General features: G+C 73.3%; 18 protein-coding genes and 1 riboswitch. Of the genes, 10 read left to right on the top strand and 8 right to left on the bottom strand.

The window, feature by feature from the left end:
- Nucleotides 1-138 precede the first annotated feature (138 nt).
- From O7602_RS18815 to O7602_RS18800, 4 genes are all read left to right on the top strand, one after another.
- Nucleotides 139-1,308, top strand: a complete 1,170-nt coding sequence (locus tag O7602_RS18815; RefSeq protein WP_281583947.1) for an acyltransferase — start codon at nt 139-141, stop codon at nt 1,306-1,308.
- A gap of 78 nt (nt 1,309-1,386) precedes the next feature.
- The gene (locus O7602_RS18810; protein ID WP_281583946.1) at nt 1,387-1,809 is read left to right on the top strand and encodes a hypothetical protein; all 423 of its coding nucleotides are present in this window, start codon (nt 1,387-1,389) and stop codon (nt 1,807-1,809) included.
- Nucleotides 1,810-1,957: 148 nt separating this feature from the next.
- On the top strand, nt 1,958-2,722 hold the full coding sequence (locus O7602_RS18805; RefSeq protein WP_281583945.1) for a hypothetical protein: 765 nt from the start codon (nt 1,958-1,960) through the stop codon (nt 2,720-2,722).
- A 418-nt stretch (nt 2,723-3,140) separates the two neighbouring features.
- A riboswitch (cyclic di-AMP (ydaO/yuaA leader) is annotated at nt 3,141-3,282 on the top strand.
- A 202-nt stretch (nt 3,283-3,484) separates the two neighbouring features.
- Nucleotides 3,485-4,330: a C39 family peptidase gene (locus tag O7602_RS18800; RefSeq protein ID WP_281583944.1), complete on the top strand. Its 846-nt coding sequence runs from the start codon at nt 3,485-3,487 to the stop codon at nt 4,328-4,330.
- Nucleotides 4,331-4,395: 65 nt separating this feature from the next.
- On the opposite strand, the gene O7602_RS18795 is transcribed toward O7602_RS18800, so the two are convergent.
- On the bottom strand, nt 4,396-4,959 hold the full coding sequence (locus O7602_RS18795) for a hypothetical protein (RefSeq protein WP_281583943.1): 564 nt from the start codon (nt 4,957-4,959) through the stop codon (nt 4,396-4,398).
- A 921-nt stretch (nt 4,960-5,880) separates the two neighbouring features.
- On the opposite strand from O7602_RS18795, the gene O7602_RS18790 reads away from it, so the two are divergent.
- Nucleotides 5,881-6,819, top strand: coding sequence for an alpha/beta fold hydrolase (locus O7602_RS18790; protein WP_348651287.1), 939 nt, complete (start codon nt 5,881-5,883; stop codon nt 6,817-6,819).
- 25 nt (nt 6,820-6,844) lie between these two features.
- Here O7602_RS18790 and O7602_RS18785 read toward each other — a convergent pair whose 3' ends face one another.
- The 4 genes from O7602_RS18785 to O7602_RS18770 form a co-directional block, all read right to left on the bottom strand.
- Entirely contained in the window at nt 6,845-8,518 is a 1,674-nt protein-coding gene (locus O7602_RS18785) for a CDP-glycerol glycerophosphotransferase family protein (RefSeq protein ID WP_281583942.1), read from the bottom strand.
- A 13-nt stretch (nt 8,519-8,531) separates the two neighbouring features.
- A complete protein-coding gene (locus O7602_RS18780) occupies nt 8,532-10,031 on the bottom strand; it encodes a bifunctional cytidylyltransferase/SDR family oxidoreductase (protein WP_281583941.1) in 1,500 nt (499 codons plus the stop codon).
- A gap of 126 nt (nt 10,032-10,157) precedes the next feature.
- A complete protein-coding gene (locus O7602_RS18775) occupies nt 10,158-10,958 on the bottom strand; it encodes an ABC transporter ATP-binding protein (protein ID WP_281583940.1) in 801 nt (266 codons plus the stop codon).
- Nucleotides 10,951-11,853 carry an ABC transporter permease gene (locus O7602_RS18770; protein WP_281583939.1) on the bottom strand — a complete coding sequence of 301 codons (903 nt, stop codon included), beginning with the start codon at nt 11,851-11,853 and terminating at the stop codon, nt 10,951-10,953. The genes O7602_RS18775 and O7602_RS18770 overlap by 8 nt, the downstream gene beginning before the upstream one ends.
- 154 nt (nt 11,854-12,007) lie before the next feature.
- Between O7602_RS18770 and O7602_RS18765 the strand changes: the two genes are divergently transcribed.
- From O7602_RS18765 to O7602_RS18750, 4 genes are all read left to right on the top strand, one after another.
- Nucleotides 12,008-12,640: a TetR/AcrR family transcriptional regulator gene (locus tag O7602_RS18765; RefSeq protein ID WP_281583938.1), complete on the top strand. Its 633-nt coding sequence runs from the start codon at nt 12,008-12,010 to the stop codon at nt 12,638-12,640.
- Between the two features lie 132 nt (nt 12,641-12,772).
- Nucleotides 12,773-13,885, top strand: coding sequence for a DegT/DnrJ/EryC1/StrS family aminotransferase (locus tag O7602_RS18760; protein WP_281583937.1), 1,113 nt, complete (start codon nt 12,773-12,775; stop codon nt 13,883-13,885).
- Nucleotides 13,882-14,913, top strand: a complete 1,032-nt coding sequence (locus O7602_RS18755; RefSeq protein ID WP_281583936.1) for a Gfo/Idh/MocA family oxidoreductase — start codon at nt 13,882-13,884, stop codon at nt 14,911-14,913. Before O7602_RS18760 ends, O7602_RS18755 begins: the two co-directional genes overlap by 4 nt.
- 163 nt (nt 14,914-15,076) lie before the next feature.
- Nucleotides 15,077-16,627 carry a glycosyltransferase family 4 protein gene (locus O7602_RS18750; protein WP_281583935.1) on the top strand — a complete coding sequence of 517 codons (1,551 nt, stop codon included), beginning with the start codon at nt 15,077-15,079 and terminating at the stop codon, nt 16,625-16,627.
- Between the two features lie 81 nt (nt 16,628-16,708).
- Here O7602_RS18750 and O7602_RS18745 read toward each other — a convergent pair whose 3' ends face one another.
- From O7602_RS18745 to wecB, 3 genes are read right to left on the bottom strand one after another with little or no spacing between them, the layout of a single operon-like run.
- A complete protein-coding gene (locus tag O7602_RS18745) occupies nt 16,709-18,850 on the bottom strand; it encodes a glycosyltransferase (RefSeq protein ID WP_281583934.1) in 2,142 nt (713 codons plus the stop codon).
- Nucleotides 18,847-20,271, bottom strand: coding sequence for a glycosyltransferase (locus O7602_RS18740; protein ID WP_281583933.1), 1,425 nt, complete (start codon nt 20,269-20,271; stop codon nt 18,847-18,849). Before O7602_RS18740 ends, O7602_RS18745 begins: the two co-directional genes overlap by 4 nt.
- 12 nt (nt 20,272-20,283) lie before the next feature.
- The gene (gene wecB / locus O7602_RS18735) at nt 20,284-21,381 is read right to left on the bottom strand and encodes a UDP-N-acetylglucosamine 2-epimerase (non-hydrolyzing) (protein ID WP_281583932.1); all 1,098 of its coding nucleotides are present in this window, start codon (nt 21,379-21,381) and stop codon (nt 20,284-20,286) included.
- A gap of 414 nt (nt 21,382-21,795) precedes the next feature.
- On the opposite strand from wecB, the gene O7602_RS18730 reads away from it, so the two are divergent.
- On the top strand, nt 21,796-23,481 hold the full coding sequence (locus tag O7602_RS18730) for a glycosyltransferase (protein ID WP_281583931.1): 1,686 nt from the start codon (nt 21,796-21,798) through the stop codon (nt 23,479-23,481).
- Nucleotides 23,482-23,530 lie beyond the last annotated feature (49 nt).

The raw sequence follows: 23,530 nt of genomic DNA, 5'->3' as shown, positions 1-23,530 counted from the left end.
TCACCTTCCGTGCGGGCCCGGCGAGGCCGGGACCGGCCCCGCACGTGCGGGAACGGAAAGCTTATCCGGCGTTCCCCGGGCCCCGGCCGGCCGCCGCCGCGCGGCGGCGGGCCGCCCGCCACGGGTAGGGTCCCCGGGATGACAAGTGCGCCGACCACCACCCGCGCTCCGCGGCTGCCGTCGCTGACCGGGCTCCGGTGGGTGGCCGCTCTCCTGGTGTTCGGCTTCCACGCCGGCACCATGCGGATCGTCGCCGAGCCGGACCTGAAGGCGGTGGTGGACCGCGCCTTCAGTCTCGGGCTCTCCGGCGTCGAGTTCTTCTTCATCCTCAGTGGATTCGTGCTGGTCTGGTCGTACCGGGACGGCGAGCGCGGTCGAACGTTCCTACGGCGCCGGTTCGCCAAGATCTATCCGAACCACGTGGTGACGTTCGTGGCGGCGCTGGCCGTGGCGGCCTGGTTCGCCGACCCGGTCCTGCCGTGGGCCGCGATCGGCAACCTCTTCCTGGTCCAGGCGTGGATCCCGCTCAACGGCTACTTCTACAGCGTCAACAACGTGAGCTGGTCGCTCTCCTGCGAGCTGGCGTTCTACCTGTGCCTGCCGCTCGTGGTGCCGTGGCTGCGCCGGGCGCGTACCGGTGTGCTGGCGGCCGTGCTCGTCGCCGCGCCGCTGCTGATCCTGGCGCTCTGGCCGGGCCAGCACCTGGTGCCCGAGGAACAGCGGTGGTGGTTCACCCAGATCTTCCCGGTCACCCGCTCCTTCGAGTTCTGGATGGGCGCCGCCGCCGCCGAGCTGATGCGCCGCAACCGCTGGCGCGGCCCGAACCTGACGGTGGCGAGCGCGCTCTTCGTGACCACCTGGGTGGTCGCCGCGCTGTGGATCCGGGCCGAGTTCTGGGCGGCGCTGCTCGCCGTGGCGTACCTGCTGGTCATCACCGCCGCGGCGGACGCCGACGTGCGGGGCCGGCGGACCCCGTGGCGGTCCCGCCCGATGGTCTGGCTCGGCGAGGTCTCGTTCGCGTTCTACCTCGTGCACGTGCTGGTCATGGTGACCATCCTGCGGCTCACCGGCGACTGGGGCACCGGGCTGCCCGGGTGGCGGGGCCCGCTCGCGGTGCTCGGCTTCCTGCTGCTCACCCTGGCGCTCGCCGCCGCCCTGCACCGTTGGGTGGAGGTGCCGATGATGCGCCTCCTCGGCCCGTCGCGCCGGGCCCGCGCCGCCACCGCCCCGGCCGTGCCCGCACCCCGGCCGGCCGCCGACGACGCCGACCGCCCGATCGAGTACGCCGAGTCGCGCCGACCCGACTGACCGGTCCACGCTGATCGGTGGCGTTGCGACACGCCGGGTGACGGTGCGTGGTGGTGGGATCGCGGGTAATTTGTACCCGTGCTTCCGATCGCGCTCACCTGTCCCGTGTGGTGGGTGGCGCGCTGGGCCGCACGCATGCTTGCCAGCCTGGCCGTGGTCGTCGCCTTCTCGTTCGGCGCCGCCACGCTGCCGGCTGCCGCTTCGTTGCCGGCGCCGGGCGGCTCGGTTGGCCCGGTCGCCGGCTCGACGTTCCGCGCCGACGCCGGCTCGACGTTCCGCGGCGATGCCGGCTCGACGTTCCGCGGCGATGCCGGCTCGACGTTCCGCGGCGATGCCGGCTCGCGGGTGGCGCACGACGCCGCCACCGAGCGGCAGACCGTCGCCACCGGCGTCCCGGAGCCTGAGCCGGAGGGCGACGCCGTCCGCCCCGCCGGTCGGCACCCGGTCCCGGCGGGTCCGCCGCCGGCACCGGCCGGCCCGCGGGCCCCGCCCGCGCACTGACCCGCCGCGGGCCCGCCCCCGCCGCCCACCCGAACCTCACCCGCACCCGCCCTCGGCGGCCCGGCCGCGTCCGGATCCCGGTCGCGCCCCCCCGCCCCGACCGGCCGTGCGGAATTCCCCGTCACCGTCTCCCGTGAGGTGCCCGCCGATGTCACAGACCGTTCTCCTCAACTTCCTCACCGCGGTCCCCGAGGCCGCCGCCATCTGGTCGGCCCTGACCGTGCTCGCCCTCGTCCTGCTCACCGTCCTGGTCGCCCGCCCCGAACGAGACGCCGTGACCGAGGCCGAACCCGACCCGGCAGACGTCGAGGCACTGCACCGGGCCGACCTGACCCGGTACGCCGACGAGGTGGCGGTGGCCGCCGCCGGAGCCGCCCAGACCGCCAGGCGTCGCCGCGAGCGGTGGCTGGCCGCCCAGGACGAGGCGGAGCGCGCCTGGGCGGCGTACGACGAGGCGGACTCGGCCGCCCGCCGCCTGGCCGGCACCGCCGCCCTGCCCGAACCACATACGCCTCGCACCCCGTCCGAGTACGCGGCGCGGGAACGCTGGCTCCGTCACGCCGCGATGGCGGCGCACTGGCGGGGCGACCTGACCGCCCGCCAGCTCGCCGACGTGCTGGCCGGCCGCAACGGGTGGGACCCCTGCCACCACCCGGCGACGCAGGAGATCGTGCTGGCCCGGACGGTCCGTGACGGCCGCCGAGCCGCCTGGGAGACGGCCGCCGAGCGGGAACGGCTGGCGTGGCGGGACACCGAACTGGCCGCCGAGTCGGCCCGGACGCTCGCCGCCGAGGCGTACGCCGCCGCGACGGCGCTTCGGCCCGCGCCGGCGTTCCGGGCCGCGCCGGCGACCCGTGTCCCGGTGCCCGCCCCGGTGCGCAGCGCCCGCTGGCGTCCGGCCCGCGTCGGCTGAGCGGCGGTGTGGGGTCGGGCGGCGGTCCCGGGTCGGGCGGCGGTCCCGGGTCGAGTGGCTGCCTCGGCTCAGTGGCTGCCTCGGCTGAGTGGCTGCCTCGGCTGAGTGGCTGCCTCGGCTGAGTGGCTGCCTCGGCCGAATCGTTACCGAACGCGGTGAGCCGGGTCACCGGCCCGGTGTGCCGTCCGAGCCGATGTCCTGCTTCGCGGCCGGAGTCCGTTTTTCCTCCCGCCGGACGTCCGGTTTCCGCCGGCCGGCGTCGTCGAAGCCCCTTGTCCCATTGAGTCACGTCAGTGATCGGCTGCACCGAAATTGTAGTCGCCAAGCACGTTTCCGCAGGTGGGAGCGCTTGGCATGTGTCGTACCCATCGGTAGTGTCGGCGCGTCCGGTGCGGTTGTCGATCGCCGATGGCGTCGCCGTGCCGACCCGCCTAATCGTGCATACGAACCGGGGACCCACAGCAACACCGGGGTGAATCCGCGGAGCCCACGGCCCGCGGTAGGGCGTACTTCCCGCCCGAATCCGTCAGCTAACCCGGTCGGCGGCCACGGAAGGAGCTACCTCCTCGTGTCAACCAACCCCCGATCGTCCCCCCGCCTCCACGGCCTGCGGGGGCCGGCGCGCGCCTGAGGCGACGCGTACCCGACCCCTGATCCGCCCGGCGTCCCGGGCCATCACCCGCGGCCGTCCAGCCCGTCAGCGCGCGTGAGTCCCTCCGCGCGTAGGGCCGGCGTGTGCCGCCCACCCCCGTGGAGGAATCCGTGAAGCACCACCTGAAGCGTCAACTGCGGCGGCTCGCGACCGAGCGCCCGTACCAGATCATCGCCGGTTCGGCGGCGGCCCTCGTGCTGGCCGGTGGCGCCGGCGCCACCCTGACCGCCACCGACGGCGCCCCGGCTCAGCGGGACACCGCCGCCGTGGCGGACCTCGGCTCCCGCCTCAACGACGCCGCGACCCGGAGCGAGGCCAGGGTCGCCGTCCCGTCGCCCAGCGCCTCGCCGAGCGCGTCGCCCAAGCCCTCTCCCACGGCCTCGCCCGTGGCGAAGGTCGCGGCCAAGTCCGCCGACCCGGACACCACGCCGAAGGCCAAGCCGAAGCCACCGTCGAGCAAGGTGCTCGACTACGACTACCAGGCCCAGACCACCTACTACTACTGCGGTCCGGCCGCCGTGCGGAACGCGCTCAGCGCCGCCGGCATCGAGCGCAGCCAGGACACGCTGGCCGTCGCGCTCGGCACCACCGAGATGGGCACCAACTCGGCCGAGGACACCACCCGGGTGCTCAACCAGCAGGTCAAGGGCGACCCGTACCGGACCCGCATGATCGCCGGCGCAGCCACCCCCGGCCAGGTCGACCGGCTCCGGGCCGACGTCGTCAACGCGGTCAGCAACGGCCGGGCGGTCGTCTCGAACATCGTCGGCGACGCCACCGACACGAACGGCGGCTGGCACTCGTTCCCGGGCGGCCACTATGTCGCCGTGATCGGCTACAAGAACGACGGCCGGACGGTACGCATCGCCGACTCGGCCGACCCGTCGCTGCCGTCGTACTGGGTCGCCACGGCCGACCTGGCGAACTGGATGGCCACGCGAGGTTACTCCGCCTGACCTTTTCGGGTACGCGTGAAGGCCGGCACCCCGTTGTTGCGGGTGCCGGCCTTCAGCGTTGTTCGTCAGCTGTTCCAGTGCTTGGTGACGAGGTCGGTGGCCTGGTTCTCCCACTGGGCGTAGGCGTCGGGGTAGGCGCTCACCTGGACGGTCTGGGCGGCCTCGGTCAGGGGCATGTCCTGCCAGCCGTCGACCTGCTTCAAGCCCTTGAGGAAGGCCAGGGTGGAGTATTCGGGGTCGGTGATCTGCTCGGGGGTGCCCCAGCCGGAGGAGGGGCGCTGCTGGAACAGGCCGAGGGAGTCGTGGTCGTTGGTGTCGCCGAGGTGGCCCAGGTTCTCCAGCTTGGATTCCTGGAGGCTGGTGGCGATGGAGATGACCGCCGCCCGCTCGGGCAGGCCCGCCTTCTTCGTCGCGGCGATGATCGCCTTGACGTTGGCGGTCTGCTCGCCGTTGAGCGTGATCGTCGACTGCTTGCCCTCGGCCTGCGCCACGGCCGCGGCGGCGGCGGGCTTGGCGGCGGTGGTGTGGGTGGGGGTGTCGGCGTGAGCGGCGATCGGACCGGCGAACACACCACCGGTGAACGCCAGACCAGCGATACCCAGGACGCTCTTGCGCAGGATCGTGTTCATCAGGGGGCTCCATTCCGGGGGTCGACACACGCACCGTGGGAGGGTGGCGCGCGGGCGAGCACCGTCAGGCGCTCACAGCGTTTCGGGGGGATCCGACGTGGTCCGCGGGGCCAGGGCCGCATCGCGGGTGGGCCGGAGTGACTGTGTAACGACCGGCTGCCCACCGTCATTCCCGGGGGCCGGGTCGGCCGCGCCGCGACGGGCGCTGGCCTTGCTCGATCGTTCACCGGGTTACAACGCCCGCACCCCCGCGACGATTCCGCCGCCAGAGTGCCACCCACCACCCCCGAACCGGACACCCCACCCAACCGCAACACCCGACGACACATGGCAACCGGATTCCACACGCCGTCAACACCCCCAAGCCCACTAACGGGGAACGCCCACGGGTGCCTCAACACGCCCGAGACGTCCATAGCGTTCCACCCGCGCGCCGTTCAGGCGACGACTGGAACGCTATGGCCGTCTCAACGCGCCCGAGACGTCCATAGCGTTCCACCCACGCTCCACCCGCGCCACGACTGGAACGCTGTGGACGTCTCAGCGCGCCCGAGACGTCCATAGCGTTCCACCCACGCTCCACCCGCGCCACGACTGGAACGCTGTGGACGTCTCAGCGCGCCCGAGAGGGCCATAGCGTTCCACCCGCGCGCCGTTCAGGCGACGACTGGAACGCTACGGACGCCTCAGCACGCCCGAGACGGCCAAGCGTTCCACCCGCGCTCCGCCCCGGGCCACGAGTGGAGTGCGCGACCGTCGGACCGGAGTCGGTCATAGGTGCGCCCCGGCACCGGCGGGGTGACGCGCAGGGTGGGCGTCCAGCCGGCGTCGCCGCCGAGGCCCGGGCACGATGCGTCGCGCGCGCGTGACGTCGGTGTCCGCTCTCGCGCACCGTGTCCGTCCGGTGGCAGACTGCGCCGTATGGGCGATGCGAGGGGGACCCGTCACCTGGTGCTCCTACACGGCATGGGGGCCACCGGCGAGGTGTGGTTGCCGTGGGCGCCACTGCTGGAGCGTCACTGGCCAGGACGCTGGCTCGCCCCCGACCTGGCTGGACACGGCTGGTCGCCGCCGCTGCCCCCGAGGGCTGCCACAGGCGGGGCCGCCCTTGCGTCGGGAGACGCCGACGGGGTCGCGGCCGTGCCTGGTGTCGCCGCCGCGTCGGGAGGCGCCGATGGGGTCGCGACCGCGCTCGGTGTCGCCGCCGCGTCGGGAGACGCCGATGAGGTCGCTGCCGCGCCCGGGGCCGTCGATGAGGGCGCCACCGTGACCGGGTACTCCTTCGCGGCCCTGGCTCAGCGCGTCGTGGACGGGTTCGGGGCGGTCCGGCTCGGCCCGAACGACCGGCTGGTGCTGCTCGGGCACTCGCTCGGTGGCGTGGTGGCGCTGGCGCTGGCCGCGCGCCGGCGGGGCCTGCCGGTGGACGCGGTGGTCGGCCTCGGCATCAAGGTGGCCTGGTCGCCGGCCGAGCTGGCGAAGGCGGAGGAGTTGGCCGCCCGGCCGGTGACCTGGTTCGCCACCCGTGACGAGGCGGCCCGTCGTTACCTGCGGGTGTCCGGGCTCGCCGGGCTGTTCGCTCCGGACCATCCGGTGGTCGACGCGGGACTACGCCGGGGCGACGGGCGCTGGCGGTTGGCCATGGATCCGGCCGCGTTCGCGGTGGGGGCGCCTCGGCTGCCGGCCCTGCTCGCCGCCGTCGACGTGCCGGTGCTGCTGGCCCGGGGCGAGCGGGACCCGATGGTGACCGACGCGCAGCTCAAGGAGTTGGGCGTTCCGGTGGCCACGCTGCCGGGGCTGGGCCACAACGCGCACGTCGAGGATCCCGCGGCGGTGCTCGCGCTGCTCGACCCGTACCTCTAGGACCGGTTCGGGGGGACCGACCGGCCTACGGCGTGCGCGGCGCCGGGACGGCGAAGTCCGGCTCCAGCTCGCGCCGGGCGGCGGTGAGGAACGCCTCGGCGTAGCCGTCGGTGGGGAAGTCGCCCAGGTAGCGGGTCCGGGCGGCCCAGCGGTCGGCCGCCTTCGGGTCGGTGTCCAGCAGCGCGGTGAGCACCTCGTCCACGTTGGACATGTCGCGGCGCAGCACGTAGCCGGAGCCGGCGAGGGGGAACCGCTCGACGAAGTGTGCGCCGTCGGCGCCGGTGTCGGTGACCGCGTACGGCTTGCCGGAGTAGAGCCAGTCGGAGATGACCCCGGAGACGTCGGAGACAAGCGCGTCGGCGCGGTTGACGCACTCGGTGAGCGTCAGCTCCCGGGTGGCTGCCGCGCCCCACAGGTGCGGCCGGCCGGTCCTCGCCCGGTCGGCGGCGAGCAGTTCGGTGAGCCGGGCGAGCTGCCGGGCCGAGGCCGGGTTCCGGTCGGTGTAGGGGTGGGCGCGCAGGATCACCGCCGCCCCGCGGTCGAGCAGCCGGCGGATCAGCGTCTCGGCCACCGGCAGCGAGCAGTAGTTGGCGTCGGCGTGGTGCCCGGTCCAGGTCGGGGTGTAGAGGACGGTCGGGTGCGCCGACGCGGGCGCGTGCTCCCGGCGTACCTCGATCTCCTCGACCTGGGGGCGGCCGACCACGACGAACTTCTCGGCGGGGATCTCCACGCCGGCCCGGGCGTACCTGTCGATGGCCGCCTGCCCGGCTACGAAGATCTTGTCGAAGATCGCGGAGACCGGGTTGGCGCTCGGGGCCTTGTCGCTGTCGCCGTGGTGCAGTTGTACGTGGGTGAGCTGGTGGAACCGGATGCAGTGGGCGTTCTTCGCGCCGTGGTTGACGTAGAACGCCACCCGCAGGCTGGGCGCCAGGGCCTCGTCCAGGGCCTTCAGCGTGGGGCAGAGGACCACCGGGGCGCGGGTCGCGGCGGCCACGGTCGGCAGGAACTCCGGTTCGCGCAGCACCACCAGGAACGGCCGGCCGATCCGTTCCAGGTACGGCAGCCACATGGTCACCTGGTATTCGGAGCCGGGCGGGGCGGAGAAGTGCAGCACGAACTCCGGCTGGTGCCGGCGCAGCGCCCGGCCGATCGGGCCACCGCCGGCCGGCGGCCGGAACCGGCGGCGGGCGAGGTCGAGCGCGACGGCGGCGCAGCCGGCGCCGACGAGCAGCGTGGCGACGAGCGGGAGCCAGGCCGGCAGGGCGGGCGCGGCGGCGAGCGCCACCAGCGCGAGCAGCACCAGCAGCGCGTCGCCGAGCCGGGCGGCGACAGGTGGCGCCCAGGAGCGGACCGGCAGGTTGGCCGCCCGGATCTCCAGCGCGGCGGCCTGGCGCAGCGGCCCGACGAGCAGCACCAGGCCGAGCAGGACGAGCGCGGTCACGGCCAGCGCCGGGTCGAACCCGTCGTCGGCCCGGCGGGCGTAGCCGACCAGGATCCCGGCGGCCACCAGCACCGTCTCGACGAGGCCGTCGGCGCTGGGCCGGACCCGCCGTTCCCAGGCGGTGGCGGCCAGCGCGGCGACCGCCACGGCCAGCCCGGCGGCGGTGGCGCCGGTGAGTGCCAGCAGGAGGAACGCCAGCACCGCCAGCCCGCTGGTCAGCACCCGGGCGAGCAGTTTCCGGACCAGGTCCCCACGCATCTGGTTCGTCCCGTCAGGCGTCGGTGGTCAGCTCGGACCGGTGCGGGCCGGGTTGCGCCGGCACCGCGGCCACCGGCTCGCCGGGGGCCCGCCGGACGTCGACCACCTGGCCGGTCAGCTCGGAGATCAGCACGTCCAGGGACGCCTGCGCGACCGCCTCGGAGGCGAGCAGGGTGTGCTCCGGCTCCTCGCCGAACGCCCTGGTCCGCATCGGGGTGGCGGTGCGTTCCGGGTTGACGCAGTTGACCCGTACGCCGAACTCCGCCCACTCGTCGGCGAGCGCCTGGGTCAGGTTGACCAGGGCGGCCTTGGTGGCCGAGTAGAGCGCGTAGCGGGCCCGGCCCCGGGTGTAGGAGCTGGACGTGTAGAGCAGCAGTTGGCCCTTGGTCTGCTGGAGGTAGGGCAGCGACTGCCGGGCGATGGTGACCGGCCCGACGAAGTTGACGTGCAGGAGGCGGTCCATCGTCTCGTCGTCCATCTCGGCGAGCGCGCCCTTCTCCAGGATCCCGGCGGTGACCACCACGTGGTCGATCCGGCCGGTGGCCTCGAAGGCGGTCTTCAGCGCGGCGGCCACGTCCTCGGCGCGTTCGACGTGGGTGCCGGTGGTGGAGCGGCTGAACGGGAAGACCTGGGCGCCGTAGCGGCGGGCCAGCTCGGTAAGGTCGTGGCCGATGCCGTAGCTGCCGCCGAACACGACGATGGTCCGGCCGGTCAGCTCCTCGGCGTAGCCGCGGTGGGTGAGCCGGGGCGCCTGGGCGGCGGCGAGCTGGAAGAGCTTGTCGGCGAGGTGCACGTCGACCGGGTGGGTGACCTTGATGTTCTCGTCCGAGCCGTCGATCACCTTGATCGGCGTGCCGGGCAGGTAGCGCAGCACCACGCCGCAGTCGTCGGTGGCGGCGAAGTCGGGGTCGCCCTCGGCCCGCCGGTACGCCTCCCGGATGGTGCCGGAGCGGAACGCCTGCGGGGTCTGCCCGCGGCGCAGGCGGGAGCGGACCGGGATGTCGGTGATGCACTCGTCCGCGTCGACCTGGATGATCGTGTCGGCGGAGGGGATGGCCACGTCGACCGCCGAGTAGCTCCAGAGCGCGTTCACGCACTCGCGCACGATCCGGGCGCTGACCAGCGGGCGGACCGCGTCGTGGAAGAGGATGTTGACGTCGCCCTCGCCGACGGCGTCGAGCGCGATCCGGGTGGTGTCGTTGCGGGTGTCGCCGCCCTCGATCACCTTGGTGACCTTGCGGAAGCCGGCGTCGACGACGATCCGCTCGGCGTCGGGGACGTGGCCGGTGGCCATCAGCACGATGATCTCGTCGATCTCCGGCGCGGCCTCGAAGACGGCGAGCGTGTGCTCGATGATCGGCTTGCCGGCGATCTTCAGCAGTTGCTTCGGGATGCCTAGGCCGAGGCGGGTCCCGGTGCCTCCGGCGAGGATCACGGCCACCGTACGCGCGGGTCGCCAGGGTGCCGGGTTCGCCGGCGCGGCGTCCGGTGCGGTGGTGTGGTCCTGCGTCATTGCCGTACCTCACTCTGGTGGAAGGGTGACCGGTTGGTGAACTTTGACCGACGGCCCAGCAAACCTTAACGCGTACGACGGAGCGCACCGTCCGGGCCGGAGCCCGGGCCGGTGCGCTCCGGTGGGCTACTTCTGGTTCTCGTACGCGTCGCAGACCTCTTTGGTGGGGCCGTCCATCTTCAGCACGCCGCTCTCCAGCCAGATGGTCCGCTCGCAGGTGTCCCGGATCGAGCCGATCGAGTGGCTGACCAGGAAGACCGTGCCGGCGCTCGCGCGTAGTTCGCGGACCCGCTGTTCGCTGCGGGCGCGGAACTTCCGGTCGCCGGTGGCGAGCGCCTCGTCGATCAGGAGCACGTCGTGCTTCTTGGCCGCGGCGATGGCGAAGCGCAGCCGGGCGCCCATGCCGGAGGAGTAGGTGCGCATCGGCAGTGAGGCGAAGTCGCCGCGCTCGTTGATGCCGGAGAACTCGATGATCTCCGGGGTGAGCCGCTTGACCTCGTCCGGCGCCATGCCCATGGCGAGGCAGCCGAGCACCACGTTGCGCTCGCCGGAGAGGTCGTTGAGCAGCGCGGCGTTCACGCCGAGCAGGGACGGCTGGCCGTGGGTGTAGACCGCGCCGCGGGCGGGCGGGAGCAGGCCGGCGATGGTCCGCAGCAGCGTCGACTTGCCGGAGCCGTTGCTGCCGATCAGGCCGATCGCCTCGCCCTCGTAGGCGGTGAAGCTCACGCCCTTGACGGCGTGCACCTCGCGGATGTTCGGCGCCTTGGTGCGGGAGGCGAGGCGCTTCAGCGCGGAGACCGGGGTGGTGCCGCTGGACGCGCCCTTGTGGATCCGGTAGATCACGTGCACGTCGTCCACCACGACGGTGGGGACCCGGCCCGAGTCGGTCACGGTGCCGGCGCCCGCCGGCAGGGTCTGCTCAGCCACGGCCGTACTCCTTCTCTCCGCGCCAGAAGTAGACGAACCCGCCGACACCCATCACGACGGCCCAGAACAGGCCGAGCGACCACAGCTTCAGCGGTGAGCTCACCAGGTTGGGCTGGTGCGAGTCGAGCAGCGCGTAGCGGGCCAGCTCGATGAAGACGAGTGGTGGGTTCCACTCCAGGATGTTCGCCGCCCATCCGGGCAGGTGCTCGCGGATGAGCGCCACCGGGTAGAGCACGCCGGAGGCGTACAGCCAGGTGCGCATCACGAACGGCATGATCTGTTTGAGGTCGGTGGCCTTGGAACCGAGCCGGGCCGTGACCATGGTCAGTCCGATGTTGAAGATCGTCTGGAGCAGCAGCGTCGGGGCGAGCAGCACCCAGCGCCAGGTGATCGGCTCGCCGGTGAGCAGCACGATGGCGGCGAGCACCACCATCGACATCAGCAGTTGCTGGAGCTGCACCAGGGTGACCGTGATCGGCAGCGCGGCGCGGGGGAACTGGAGCGCCCGGATCATGCCCAGGTTGCCGTTGATCGCGTTGGTGCCGTTGGACGCCGCGGTCTGGGTGAAGATGAAGATGAACACACCGGTGCAGAGGTACGCGATGAAGTTCGGCACGTTCCGGTGCTGGGCCAGGATCAGGCCGAAGATCAGGTAGTAGACCGCCGCGTTGGTGAGCGGGGTCAGCACCTGCCAGAGCTGGCCGAGCTGGGTGTTGCTCAGCGAGGACGCGACCTTCGCCCGCGAGTACGCGGTGATGAAGTGCCGGTACGCCCACAACCGGCGGGCGTACTCGGCCAGGGGCGGTCGTTCCCCGGCCACCCGAAGCCCGTACCGGCGGGCCAGCTGGGCCCGGCTCAGTCCGGATTCGGGGTCGGCCACCGCGGTGTCGGCCATGGTCAGGCGCTCCGATCTTTCGTGCTGATGGGGAGCAGTGCGGTGAAGTCGTCCAGCGTGGCCGGGCGGGGAGGAGCCGCCTCGCTGCTGCATGGAAGGTAGTCCACCGAACGTCGGGACGCAACCGTACCGTCGTTGCGCTACATTGTTCCACGTGACGACCGAGAAGAGGCGTGCCCCGGCCGGCGCGGCGGTGCTGCGTGGGGAGATCACCAGCGCCATCCGCACCGCCGTGATGCAGGAGTTGGCCGAGGTCGGATACGGGCGACTGTCGATCGAGGCGGTGGCCCGGCGGGCCGGGGTGAGCAAGACCGCGATCTACCGCCGGTGGCGCTCCAAGCTCGATCTGGTGCTGGACATGGTCTCCGCGGTGGCCGGGCGCAACCTGCCCCTGCTCGACACCGGGAGCCTGCTCGGTGACCTGGAGATCCTGCTGCACGTGATGGCGCGTGCGTTGCGTCACCGACTGGCCGCGCAGATCATTCCGGACCTGCTCGCCGAGGCGGCCCGCAACCCGCAGATCGGGGAGAAGCTCCAGGCCGCCCTGGACGACTACCAGCAGGCCGTGGGCCGGATCCTGATCGGCCGGGCGGTCGAGCGCGGCGAACTCTCGGCGGACACCGACAGGCGTGCGGCGGTCGACCTGATCGTCGGTCCGATCTACTGGCGGATGGCCATCTCCCGGGCCCCGCTGAAGACCGCCGAGGTGCCGCGGATGGCCACCGCGATCGTCGCGGCGCTGCGGGTAGCATGCGTGAGGCCCGCTCGCGACGAGGTGGAGATCTGAGCCCGCCCGGCGCGATCATGAACAGTGGGTCACATCCGGTCGGACAATCATCGCGATCGCCAGGTTTTCGTCACAAACCGCTACCATCCCCGAAACGTCCCCCGTGCACCACGCGTCGACAGGAGGAAGCCCATGGTCGGGCCGCATCCAGAGTTCATTCCCCCAGCACGACCGATCATCGGCGAGGCCGAGATCGAGGCGGCTGTCCGGGTGCTGCGGAGCGGCCGGGTCGTGCAGGGCCCGGAGGTCGCGGCGTTCGAGGAGGAGTTCGGTGACCTGGTCGCCGGCCGGCACTGCGTCGCCGTCAACTCCGGCACCTCGGCGTTGCAGCTCAGCCTGATGGCGCTCGGGTTCGGCCCCGGCGACGAGATCATCGTGCCGTCGTTCTCGTTCGCCGCCAGCGGCAACGCGGTCCGGCTGGTCGGCGCCGAGCCGGTGTTCGTGGACATCGAGCCGGGCAGCTTCTGCGTCGACCCGGAGGCGGTCGCCGCCGCGATCACGCCGAAGACCGTCGCCATCATGCCGGTGCACCTCTACGGCCACCCGGCCGCGATGGACCGGATCATGGCGATCGCGCAGCAGCACGGCCTGGCCGTGGTCGAGGACGCCGCCCAGGCGCACGGCGCCGAGCTGAACGGCACCCCGGTCGGCGCCTTCGGTACCGCCGGCTGCTTCAGCTTCTATCCCACCAAGAACATGCACTCGCTCGAAGGCGGCATGATCACCACCGCCGACGCCGAGCTGGCCCGCACGCTGCGGCTGCTGCGCAACCAGGGCATGGAGCAGCGGTACGCCAACGAGATCGTCGGCGCCAACATGCGGATGACCGACGTGGCCGCCGCCATCGGCCGGGTGCAGCTCGGCCAGCTCGACGGGTGGACCGAGCAGCGCCGGGCCAACGCCAAGGTCCTCGACTCCGCGATCACCGGCATGGTCACCCCGCCGGTCGCCGACGGCGCCAAGCACGTCTACCACCAGTACACGGTGCGGGTGCGGGGCGACCGGGACGCCGCCCAGGCCCGCCTCACCGAGCTGGGCATCGGCAACGCGGTCTACTACCCGACGCCGATCCACCGGCTCAAGCCCTACCTGACCGAGGCCGGCACGCCGGGCCCGTGGGACCTGCCGGAGACCGAGCGGGCCGCCGCCGAGGTGCTCTCGCTGCCGGTGCACCCGTCGCTGAGCGCGGCCGAGCTGGAGCGGATCGCCGACGGCGCGAACCTGGCCGGAGGGGTGACCCGATGAGCGGGAAGCTGCGGGCCGGGCTCATCGGCCTCGGCGCCATGGGACGCAACCACGCCCGGGTGCTGTCCAGCCTGGACGGTGTCGAGCTGGTCGGCGTGGTCGACCCGGTCGGCGACACGACCGGCACGCTGCGCGCGCCGGTCGTGCCCGAGGTGAGCGACCTGCTCGCCCTGGGTGTCGACTACGCGGTGGTGGCCTGCCCGACCGCGCTGCACGAGCCGATCGGCCTGGAGTTGGCCGCCAACGGTGTCAGCGCGTTGATCGAGAAGCCGCTGGCCCAGTCGGTCGAGGCGGCCACCAAACTGGTCGAGGCGTTCGAGGCCGCCGGCCTGGTCGCCGGCGTCGGCCACATCGAGCGCTACAACCCGGCGTTGCAGAGCCTGCGTACCCGCCTGGAGGCGGGCGAGCTGGGCGAGGTGTTCCAGGTCGTCACCCGCCGCCAGGGCCCGTTCCCGCACCGGATCGCCGACGTCGGCGTGGTGATGGACCTGGCCACCCACGACATCGACCTGACCGCCTGGGTCACCGGCCGGGAATACACCTCGGTGGCCGCCCGCACGGTCTCCCGCAGCGGCCGGCTGCACGAGGACATGGTCGCGGTGGTCGGGCAGCTCTCCGACGGGACGATGGTCAACCACCTGGTCAACTGGCTGAGCCCGCTCAAGGAACGGTCCACGGTGGTCACCGGCGACAAGGGCTGCTTCGTGGCCGACACGCTCACCGCCGACCTCACCTTCTACGCCAACGCCGCCATCGACACCGAGTGGGAGGCGCTGCGCGCCTTCCGTGGCGTGGCCGAGGGCGACATGGTGCGCTACGCCATCCCGAAGCGGGAGCCGCTGCTGGTCGAGCACGAGCGGTTCCGGGACGCGGTGGAGGGCAAGCAGAGCGACATCGTGACGCTGCGGCAGGGCCTGCGTACCGTGCAGGTCGCCGCCGGGCTGCTGGAGTCCGCCGCGGACGGCAAGGTCGTCTCGGTCACGCCGGCCCAGGGCGCGGCCCGGCAGTCTGCCGGCAGCGCCGCCTGACGCCAGTTTCGGCTTCCGCGGCGGCGGCGACGTTCCGCCGCTGCCGCGAAGTCATCCCCGGGTCGCCGGCATCCGGCCGGCACCCGCCCGGCCGGGTGGCCCGGCACACCGCGAAAGGACAGGGATGGACCCGGACCGCACCCGCCCACGAGGGCGGGTCGTCATGTTGGTCGACAACGGGGTGCACGGCGACTCCCGGGTGCAGAAGACGGCGCGCTCCGCCGCCGAAGCCGGGTGGGAGGTGATCCTGCTCGGGATTCTCGGCAAAGCGTCACCGGAGGAGACCTGGAGCATCGGCGGCGCGCAGGTGCGGCTGCTCACGGTGCCGCGACCGCTGGCCCAGCACCCGCTGCACCTGCGCCGGTCGCTGCGCCGCCCACTGGCGTACCGGCCGGGCCGCTACGCCACCCAACGGCTGAACGCGCTCAAGGCCCGACGGCTGGAGCTGAGGCAGCGCCAGGCGCACCTGGACGAGGTCCGCCGGGCCGGGTCGCGGGGGCGTTACCTCGTCGGCAGGGCGCTGCTGCTGCCCGCCCGTGCCAGCACCAAGATCCGCACCCGGTGGGCGCGGCTGCGCTCCGGCGAGCTGAAGCGGCTGCGCGCCAACCAGCAGAACCCGGACCTGCCGCTGACCAAGCTGTCGATCCGGTTCTGGCAGACGGTGATGGGGCCGCGGTCCTGGCGGCGGCTCGACCCCGGCCTGTGGGACTACGAGTTCGCCTTCGGCCCGGTGATCGACGACCTCAAGCCCGACCTGATCCACGCCAACGACTTCCGGATGGCCGGCGTCGGCGTCCGCGCCGCCGAACGGGCCCGGGCGCGCGGCCGGGCCACCCGGGTCGTCTGGGACGCCCACGAGTACGTCGCCGGCGTCCTCGGCCGACCCGACAACCCGCGCTGGCTGCCCGCGCAGATCGCCTACACGGCGGAGCACGCCCCCCGGGCCGACGCGGTGGTGACCGTCTCCTCGACACTGGCCGAGCTGCTGCGGGAGGTGCACGACCTCCCGGCGCTGCCGGACGTGGTCCTGAACGCCCCGGCCCGGGTCGCCGACGACGCCCGGCACGACACGCCCGTGCCGGACCTGCGCGCGCGGTGCGGCATCGGCCCGGACACCCCGCTGCTCGTCTACTGCGGTGGGGTGAACCCGTCCCGGGGCCTGGACACCATGGTGGACGCCCTGACGCAGCTCCCGGACGTGCACATCGCGCTCGTCACGCTGCACCCGAGCGGCAACAACGCCCAGTCCGAGGCGGTGCGGGAACGCGCCGTGCAGGCCGGGGTCGGTGACCGGGTGCACCTGATGCCGTACGTGCCGCACTGGCAGGTGTCGGAGTTCCTCGCACCGGCCGACGCCGGGGTCATCCCGATCCACCACAAGCCCAACCACGAGCTCGCCCTGATCACGAAGTTCCTGGAATATTCGCACGCCCGGCTGCCGATCGTGGTCAGCGACGTACGCACGATGGCCGAGACGGTCCGCTCCACCGGCCAGGGCGAGGTGTTCCGCGCCGAGGACGTCCCCGACTACGTGCGGGCCGTGCGGGAGGTGCTGGCCGACCCGAAGCGTTACCGCCAGGCGTACGACCGCCCGGGGCTGCTGGACGGCTGGACCTGGGAGGCTCAGGCGGCCGTGCTCGACGGCGTCTACCGCCGGCTGCGGCCGGACGTCGCGCCGCCGGTGCGCCAGCCGGCGGATCCGGTGTTGCACTGACCCACCCCACGCCGGTGGATGTCCGCCGACGTCGACACAGAAGGCCCACCCCGGCGGACCGGGGTGGGCCTTCTGCCGTCGTCAGCCCTGTCGGCCGGTGAGCCCGAACAGCTCGTCGTAGCCGCGATGCACCACGGCCCAGTCCCAGGTCGACAGCGCGTGGTCGGCCGCCGCCGCGCCCTCGGAGCGCCACGTCTCGTCGCTCGACGTGGCGGTCAGGATCCGCTTCGCCGCGTCGTCCGGCGTCTCGGCCACCCAGTCCGCCGGGAAGAGCGTGCGGGGGCCGTGCGGCAGGTCGGCGAGGAAGGGCCAGTCCCGGACGACCGGCACCGCGCCGCTGGCCGCGCCCTCCACGAGCGCGCAGTGGAACGCCTCCCGGGTGGAACTGCTGAGGATCACCCCGACCCCGGTCAGCACCTGGGGCACGTCGGTCACCTCGTCCAGGTAGGTGACCGCGGACCCGAGCTCCGCGAGGTCGTGCACCAGCTCCGCCTGGTGCCGCTTGTTCACCGTGCCGGTCACCGAGTCCGGGCCGTCGCCCACCAGCAGGAGCCGGTAACGCCGGTCCTCGGCGCGGAGCAGACGCAGCACGGCGACGGCCCAGCGCGCATCCTTCGCGGCGGTGTCCGCGCCCACCACGGCGAGCGTGAAACGCGCCTCGGGCGGCTTCGGAAGCGCGTGCGCCCGCAGGTCCAACCCGGGGGCGAGCACGTGCTCCGTCGGCCCCCGACCGGACCGTAGCTGCGGCAGCGCCGCGTGCGCCAGGTCCCGGAGGTGGTCCGAGACGAAGACCAGGTCGTCCACCCGGGACATGTCGACGAGCTGCGCCCAGATGCCCGTCACGTCGAAGTTGTGCAGCCGGACGACCACCCGGGTGTCGCCCGGATCGTTCAGGGTCACCAGGGCGGCGGCGGCGCACGAGTCGACGAGCGCGGTGTCCGCCCAGTCCAGGTGCGGCTGGAGCCACGCCTGCACCCGCTTGCTGAACGGCGTGGCCTGGTCACCGCCGAGCCGGTGTTCGATGAGCGCGCCCCGCTCCTGGGCGAACCGCTCGCTGACCGGGTCGTCGTCGAGCCGCACGTAGCGCAGCTCGGTGTCCGGCGCCAGCTCGTACCGCTGGCGGATCTGGTCGAGGTAGTGGTCCCGGCTCGCGTCCCGGGCGAGCACGAGCAGTCGCAACGGCCGCCCGCTCGGCGTGGACGCGGCCGGCGTCGCCCGGCCGTGCTGTCGCAGCAGGGCCTGACCGGCGGCGCTGTCCAGCAGCGGCTTCAGGTAGCCGTCGGCGTCGGCGACCATCGGCGACCCGGCCTGCTCGAGCTGCGGCACCCGGTGGTGGAGCAGCCGGAGCGCCTGATGCACCGCCTGGCCCGCCTTGTGCGCGCTCTTCTTGCCGAGCAGCTCGTCGGCCAGCGCGAGCTGTGCGGTCACCGCCTCCCGCAGGCCCACCGGGACGAGACCCATGCCGAGTTCCTTCTTGGCCTCCCGGGTCAGCAGGTCCACCCGGGCCCGGCGGTCGTGCATCCGGCGCACCGCCGCGGCCGACACCTCGACCGCCTGGTCCGCCCGGTCCACCGTCAGCAGTCGCAGGTGGACCTGGTAGGCCAGCCCGCCGCGGACCCGGTCCGGAAGGGCGGGCGCGGAGACGACCGTACGCCAGAACCGGGCGCCGGTGGCGCTGCGCATGACCGCCGGCGCCATCGTCGCCCGCAGCGACCGCTTGGCCACGACTGCCGCGCTCTGCCGGGTGTCCCGCACCACGATGCCGGCCCGGGCGGACGTCGCGGCGGCCATCGCGCTCCGGCGCCGGGCCGTGCCGTCCAGCCGGGCCTGCGCCGCGCGACCCGCCGGCCCCAACCCCTGGCAGGCGTCGGCCCGCAGGTTGCGCTGCGCCAGCTCCCACACCGTGTGCACGGACAGCGAGTCGAGGGAGACCAGGATGTCGGCGCTGCGCGCCCACCCCCGGACCGTCCGGTCCCGCCGGGCCACCAGCCAGAGCGCCCGGCTGGGCTCCACGCCGGCGACGAGGCGCTTCAGCCGGGCATCCTCCTCGGCCTTGGGCAGGGCGTACACCTCGGCGGACGACGTGTCGAGCGACGTCAGCTCCAGCGGGAACCCGCAGACCAGACGGACCCGGACGCCCTGCGCCCGGAACCGCCCGAGCGCCTCGGACAGCACGGCCTCCTGGCGTGGCGCCGCGCCTGCGATGATCAGCATCTCGATCATGACCGTCCACCTCCGGTTGCGACCGTCCCGGTCGGCGGGTTCGGCACGGCTGCCAGTTCCGTCGCCGCGCGGACGGCGGGCATGAGCTGCGCGCCCCGGGTGAACCGGTGGGCGTGCGCCCGCGCCGCCGACCGGTCGGCCTCGGTGGCGCTGACCGCCAGCCGCCCGGCCGCGCGGAAACTCTCCGCCAGCCGGACCGGCTCCAACCCCACCGCCCCGGTCCACAGCGGGTGCCCGGCCAGCACCCGGGCCGCGTCGTGGTCGACCTCGTGGGCGGACAGCACCGGCAGCCCGCTCGCCGCGTACTCGTAGACCTTGCCGGAGGTGACGTAGGCGCCGCCGACAAGCATCAGGACCAGCGCGTCCCAGCGCGCGTACGTGCCGGCCACGTCGGCCTTGGCGACCGGACCGCCGAAGACCACGCCGTCCGGCTCGGCGGCCCGCAGCATCTCCATGTGGGCGTTCGCCTCACGCAGCGCGCCCGCGCCGATGTGGCCCCGCACCTCGAACGTGCTGCGGGCGATCAGCGGATCGTCGCGCCGCGCCATCCGCCAGCCGGTGAGGACCTCGTCCAGCAGGACCGGCGAGAAGTTGATCGATCCGAGGTAGCCGAAGGTGAGGCCCGCCTCCGGGTCGGCCCGGTGCTCAACCGCCGGCACCCCGTCGGGGTCGAAGCCGTTGCGCACCACCCGCACCCGGTCCGCCCGGGACGGGTAGCGCTCCTGGTAGAAGCGGGCGATCGGGTCGTTGACACACCAGATCGCACCCGCCTGCTCCAGCACCTTCTTCTCCCACCGCCCCGCCGGTGAACTCTCCGGGAACGCCGCCTCGCCGGTGATGACGTCGAGCGACCAGCCGTCGCGGAAGTCCACCACGTAGGGCACCCGGTGCTCCTCCCACAGCCGCCAGGCGGGCGCCAGGTTCACGTACGGCGCGCAACTGGCCACCAGCAGGTCGGCCGGGTGCTCGCGGTGGATCCGCAGCACCGCCTTCTCGAGCGCGAAGCGCCACCCGCCGAACACCGGCTCGGGGAAGACCGCCAGGTCCCGCTTGCGCTGCTGCTCGATCCACTCCCGGGGGCGCAGCGAACGGGCCTCGGAGAAGTTGCGGATGTCCGTCTCCAGGTCCTCGCGGACCAGCGGAAGCTCGACCACCCGGATCCGCGGGTCGACGCCGGCGGACAGGCTGTGGTCCAGCCCGTACTCGCGTTCCCACGCCTCCTCGCAGATGGTCACGACGGTGACGTCCCAGTCGAGCGCGGCGAACTGGTTGGCGGTCTCCCGCAGCCGGTAGGCGGAACTCTTCGCCGCCGGCGGGAAGCCGATGGCGAGGTAGATGACGTGCGGCCGGGCGTCGCCCCGGGAACGGGGACGGACGACACGGTTCAGGCGGCCCAGCGCGGAGGGGAGGGAATGGCGCATCGTTGCCTACAACTACTCTTTCGTCGAATCGGAGCCGGTCAGGACACGCACCACCCGCCGGGCGGCGTGGCCGTCGCCGTACGGCGTGCCCTGCGGCGCGGTCGGGGCGCGGCGGGTGGCCGTCTCCGCCCAGGTGTCGGCGTCCAGCGCCGCCGGGTCGGCCACCAGCCGGTTCCAGTCGTCGTGCAGCGTCTCCACCCACTCGGTCTCGGCGCGCAGCGTCGTGCACGGCCGGCCGAGCAGGTACGCCTCCTTCTGCAGGCCACCGGAGTCGGTGACGACCCCGACGGAGCCGAGCACCGCGCGCACCATCTCGGCGTACGGCAGCGGCCGGCCCACCCGGATCGCGCCCTGCTCCAGCTTCAGGCCCTGTTCGGCGGCGCGCCCGACCAGCCGGGGGTGGGCCAGCAGCGCCACCGGGACGGGCAGGGCGGCGAGCGCCGCGACGAGCGCGGCCAGCCGGCGCGGGTCGTCGGTGTTCTCCGCCCGGTGCAGGGTGCAGAGCAGGTACGGGGAGCGGGGGTCGACGCCCTCGGGCAGCCCGGTGGGGGGCTTGCCGTCGGCGTGCACCCGGTCGCGTACGCGCTGGCAGACGTCGACCATCACGTCGCCGACGAGCGTCGCCCGCGACCCCAGCCCCTCGGCGCGCAGGTGGCCCATGGCCTCCTCGGTGGGGGCGAGCAGGAGATCCGCGGCGTGGTCGGTGAGGACGCGGTTGTGCTCCTCGGGCATCCGCCGGTTGAACGAGCGCAGGCCGGCTTCCAGGTGTGCCACCGGCAGGTGCAGCTTCACCGCGGCGACGGCGCCCGCCAGGGTGGAGTTGGTGTCGCCGTAGACCAGCACCCAGTCGGGCCGTTGGGCGGCGAAGACCGGGTCCAGCGCGGCGAGGATCCGGCCGGTCTGCTCGCCGTGGCTGCCCGAGCCGATGCCGAGGTGCACGTCGGGCCGGGGGATGCCGAGGCCGGAGAAGAACACGTCGGAGAGGTCGGCGTCGTAGTGCTGCCCGGTGTGCACGATGACGTGGTGGTGCGTGGTCTCGGCGAAGGCGGCGGCGATCGGCGCCAGTTTCACCAGCTGCGGTCGGGCTCCGACGATGCTGACAACCTTCACGACGCGGTCACGACCTTCACTTCGGGGTGTTCCACCTGAACTCGGGGCATACGGATGTCGGTGCGGGGCGCTGCGGGGGAGGGGCGGCGGGGTCGTCGCCGGCCCCAGAAGTCTAGCCACCGTCGGCGTGCGGGCCACCCCGCCCGCCGGGCCCCGGGTCCGTCGCCGCCGGATGGACTGGTCGGACGCCTCGTCACGTTCGTGCCGTTCGGCCTCGACCGTGCCACATGATGCCAGATGTTGAGCGCCTGTTCCGGGAGCGAACGTCGGTTTGGAGGTGTGTCGAGCGCTGTGGCAAACTCGTCCCGACCAACCGTCCGTCACCGCTCTGGCGACCGTTCCGGCAGCAGGGGGCCCGCGCCCGATGGCTTTCGATGTGCCTCGCGACCCGACGGTTCGGACGGAGGTTCCGGAATGAGTCTTCCTCGTGCCGCCAAGCGGTCGGCCCGCCGGGCGGCGAGCGCCGCGGTGCGGGCGACGACCTCGCCGGCCGCCATGCGCTCCCGTGCGGTCGCCGGCCTGTGGGGCGCGGCGGTCACCGCTCCCGGCCTGTCCGACCGGTCCCGTGGCCGGCTCGCCGACCTGCTGCACACCCGGCTGCTCGCGGCCGGGCAGCCGGAGCGGGCGGCCCGGGTGTCCGCCGCGGCGCTGCGCCGGGTCGCAAGTCCCAAGCTGCGGGCGGAGATCCTGGCCCGGCAGGCGGTCGCCGAGCTCGACGCCGGCACGCCACCAAGCCTTCCGGCCGCCGTCGCCGCCCAGTTGGCGCTCGCCGACGCCCGCCTCGGCCGGGGCGACGTCGCCGGCGCCGTCGGCTTCGTCGAGGCCGCCCAGCGGCAGTTGTTCGACCGGCGGCTGCACTTCGACCGCCTGACCTCACCGCTCGCCGATGATGCCCGGGGTTTCCTGGCGCCCTGGCACGCCAGCGCCGCGGTGCGGGCTCTCTCCGCGCCCCGGGGTCGACGGGGCGAGCCGGCCCCGCCGCCGACCGACCGACCGCTGCGCCTGCTGATGGTCACCTACGGCAACCACGGTTTCCTCGACCTCATCCGGCGGCACTTCGACGAGCGGCCGGACGTCGAGCTGCGGTTCCTGGACCCGGGCGAGGACGGCACCCACGTGCCGCTGCTGAACAACCGGCGCGCGATGGCGCAGCAGATCCTCGCCGGCGACACGACGTACGGCGACAAGGTCACCGAGTGGCTCGCCCCGCAGGTCGAGTGGGCGGACGTGGTCTTCGTCGACTGGTGCGCCGCGCTCGCCGTGTTGTTCTCGCTGCTCGACCCGGGGTCGACCCGGGTGATCGTCCGGCTGCACAGCTTCGAGGCGTTCGCCGTGTGGCCGCACCTGGTCGACTTCTCCCGGGTGGACGACCTGATCTTCGTCTCGGACCACCTGCGTGACCTCACCGTCGCGGCTGTGCCGGCGGTGACCGCGGCCGGCACCCGGCTGCACGTGATCAGCAACGCGATGGACCTGAGGGCCTTCGGCCGGCCCAAGGACGACGAGGCCCGCTTCACGCTCGGCCTGGTCGGCATCAAGGCGGTCGCCAAGGATCCCCGGTGGGCGGTGGAGGTGCTCCGTCACCTGCGGGCCCACGACGAGCGATACCGGCTGCTGCTGTTCGGGCGCGACCTGGACGCGGACGCCAGCCCGGACAGTCGACGCTACTGGGACGGCTTCCTGGCCGACATCGCCGAGCTCGAACCGGCCGGTGCGGTGGTCCGGGTCGGTCAGGTGGACGACGTGCCGGCGGCGCTGTCCCGGGTCGGCGTGATCCTGAGCAGCTCGGTGCGGGAGAGCTTCCACTGCGGCCTGGTGGAGGGTGCGGCGAGCGGGGCGGTTCCGGTGGTGCGGGACTGGCCGTTCTTCGCCGGCCGTCCGGCCTCGGCCCGCAGCCTGTTCCCGGCGGACTGGGTGGTCGACGGTCCGGCGGAGGCCGCCGAGCGGATCCTCGCCGTGACCGCGACCGAGGACTCCTGGCGCAAGGCGGGTGAGTCGGCCGCCGAGCACGCGGTCGCGACCTGGGACTGGCCACCGGTCGAGCGCCAGTTCGACCAGCTGGTGACGGATAGGACCGTTCGTACGTCGGGTGGTAACTGAGCGGCGCCGCAGGCGTCGCCCGGTCGAGAGCTGTTGGGCACCCGCGCAC

The sequence above is a fragment of the Micromonospora sp. WMMD1128 genome, from assembly GCF_027497235.1.
Classification (GTDB): Bacteria; Actinomycetota; Actinomycetes; order Mycobacteriales; family Micromonosporaceae; genus Micromonospora.
This window is presented reverse-complemented; position numbering and strand designations above follow the sequence as displayed.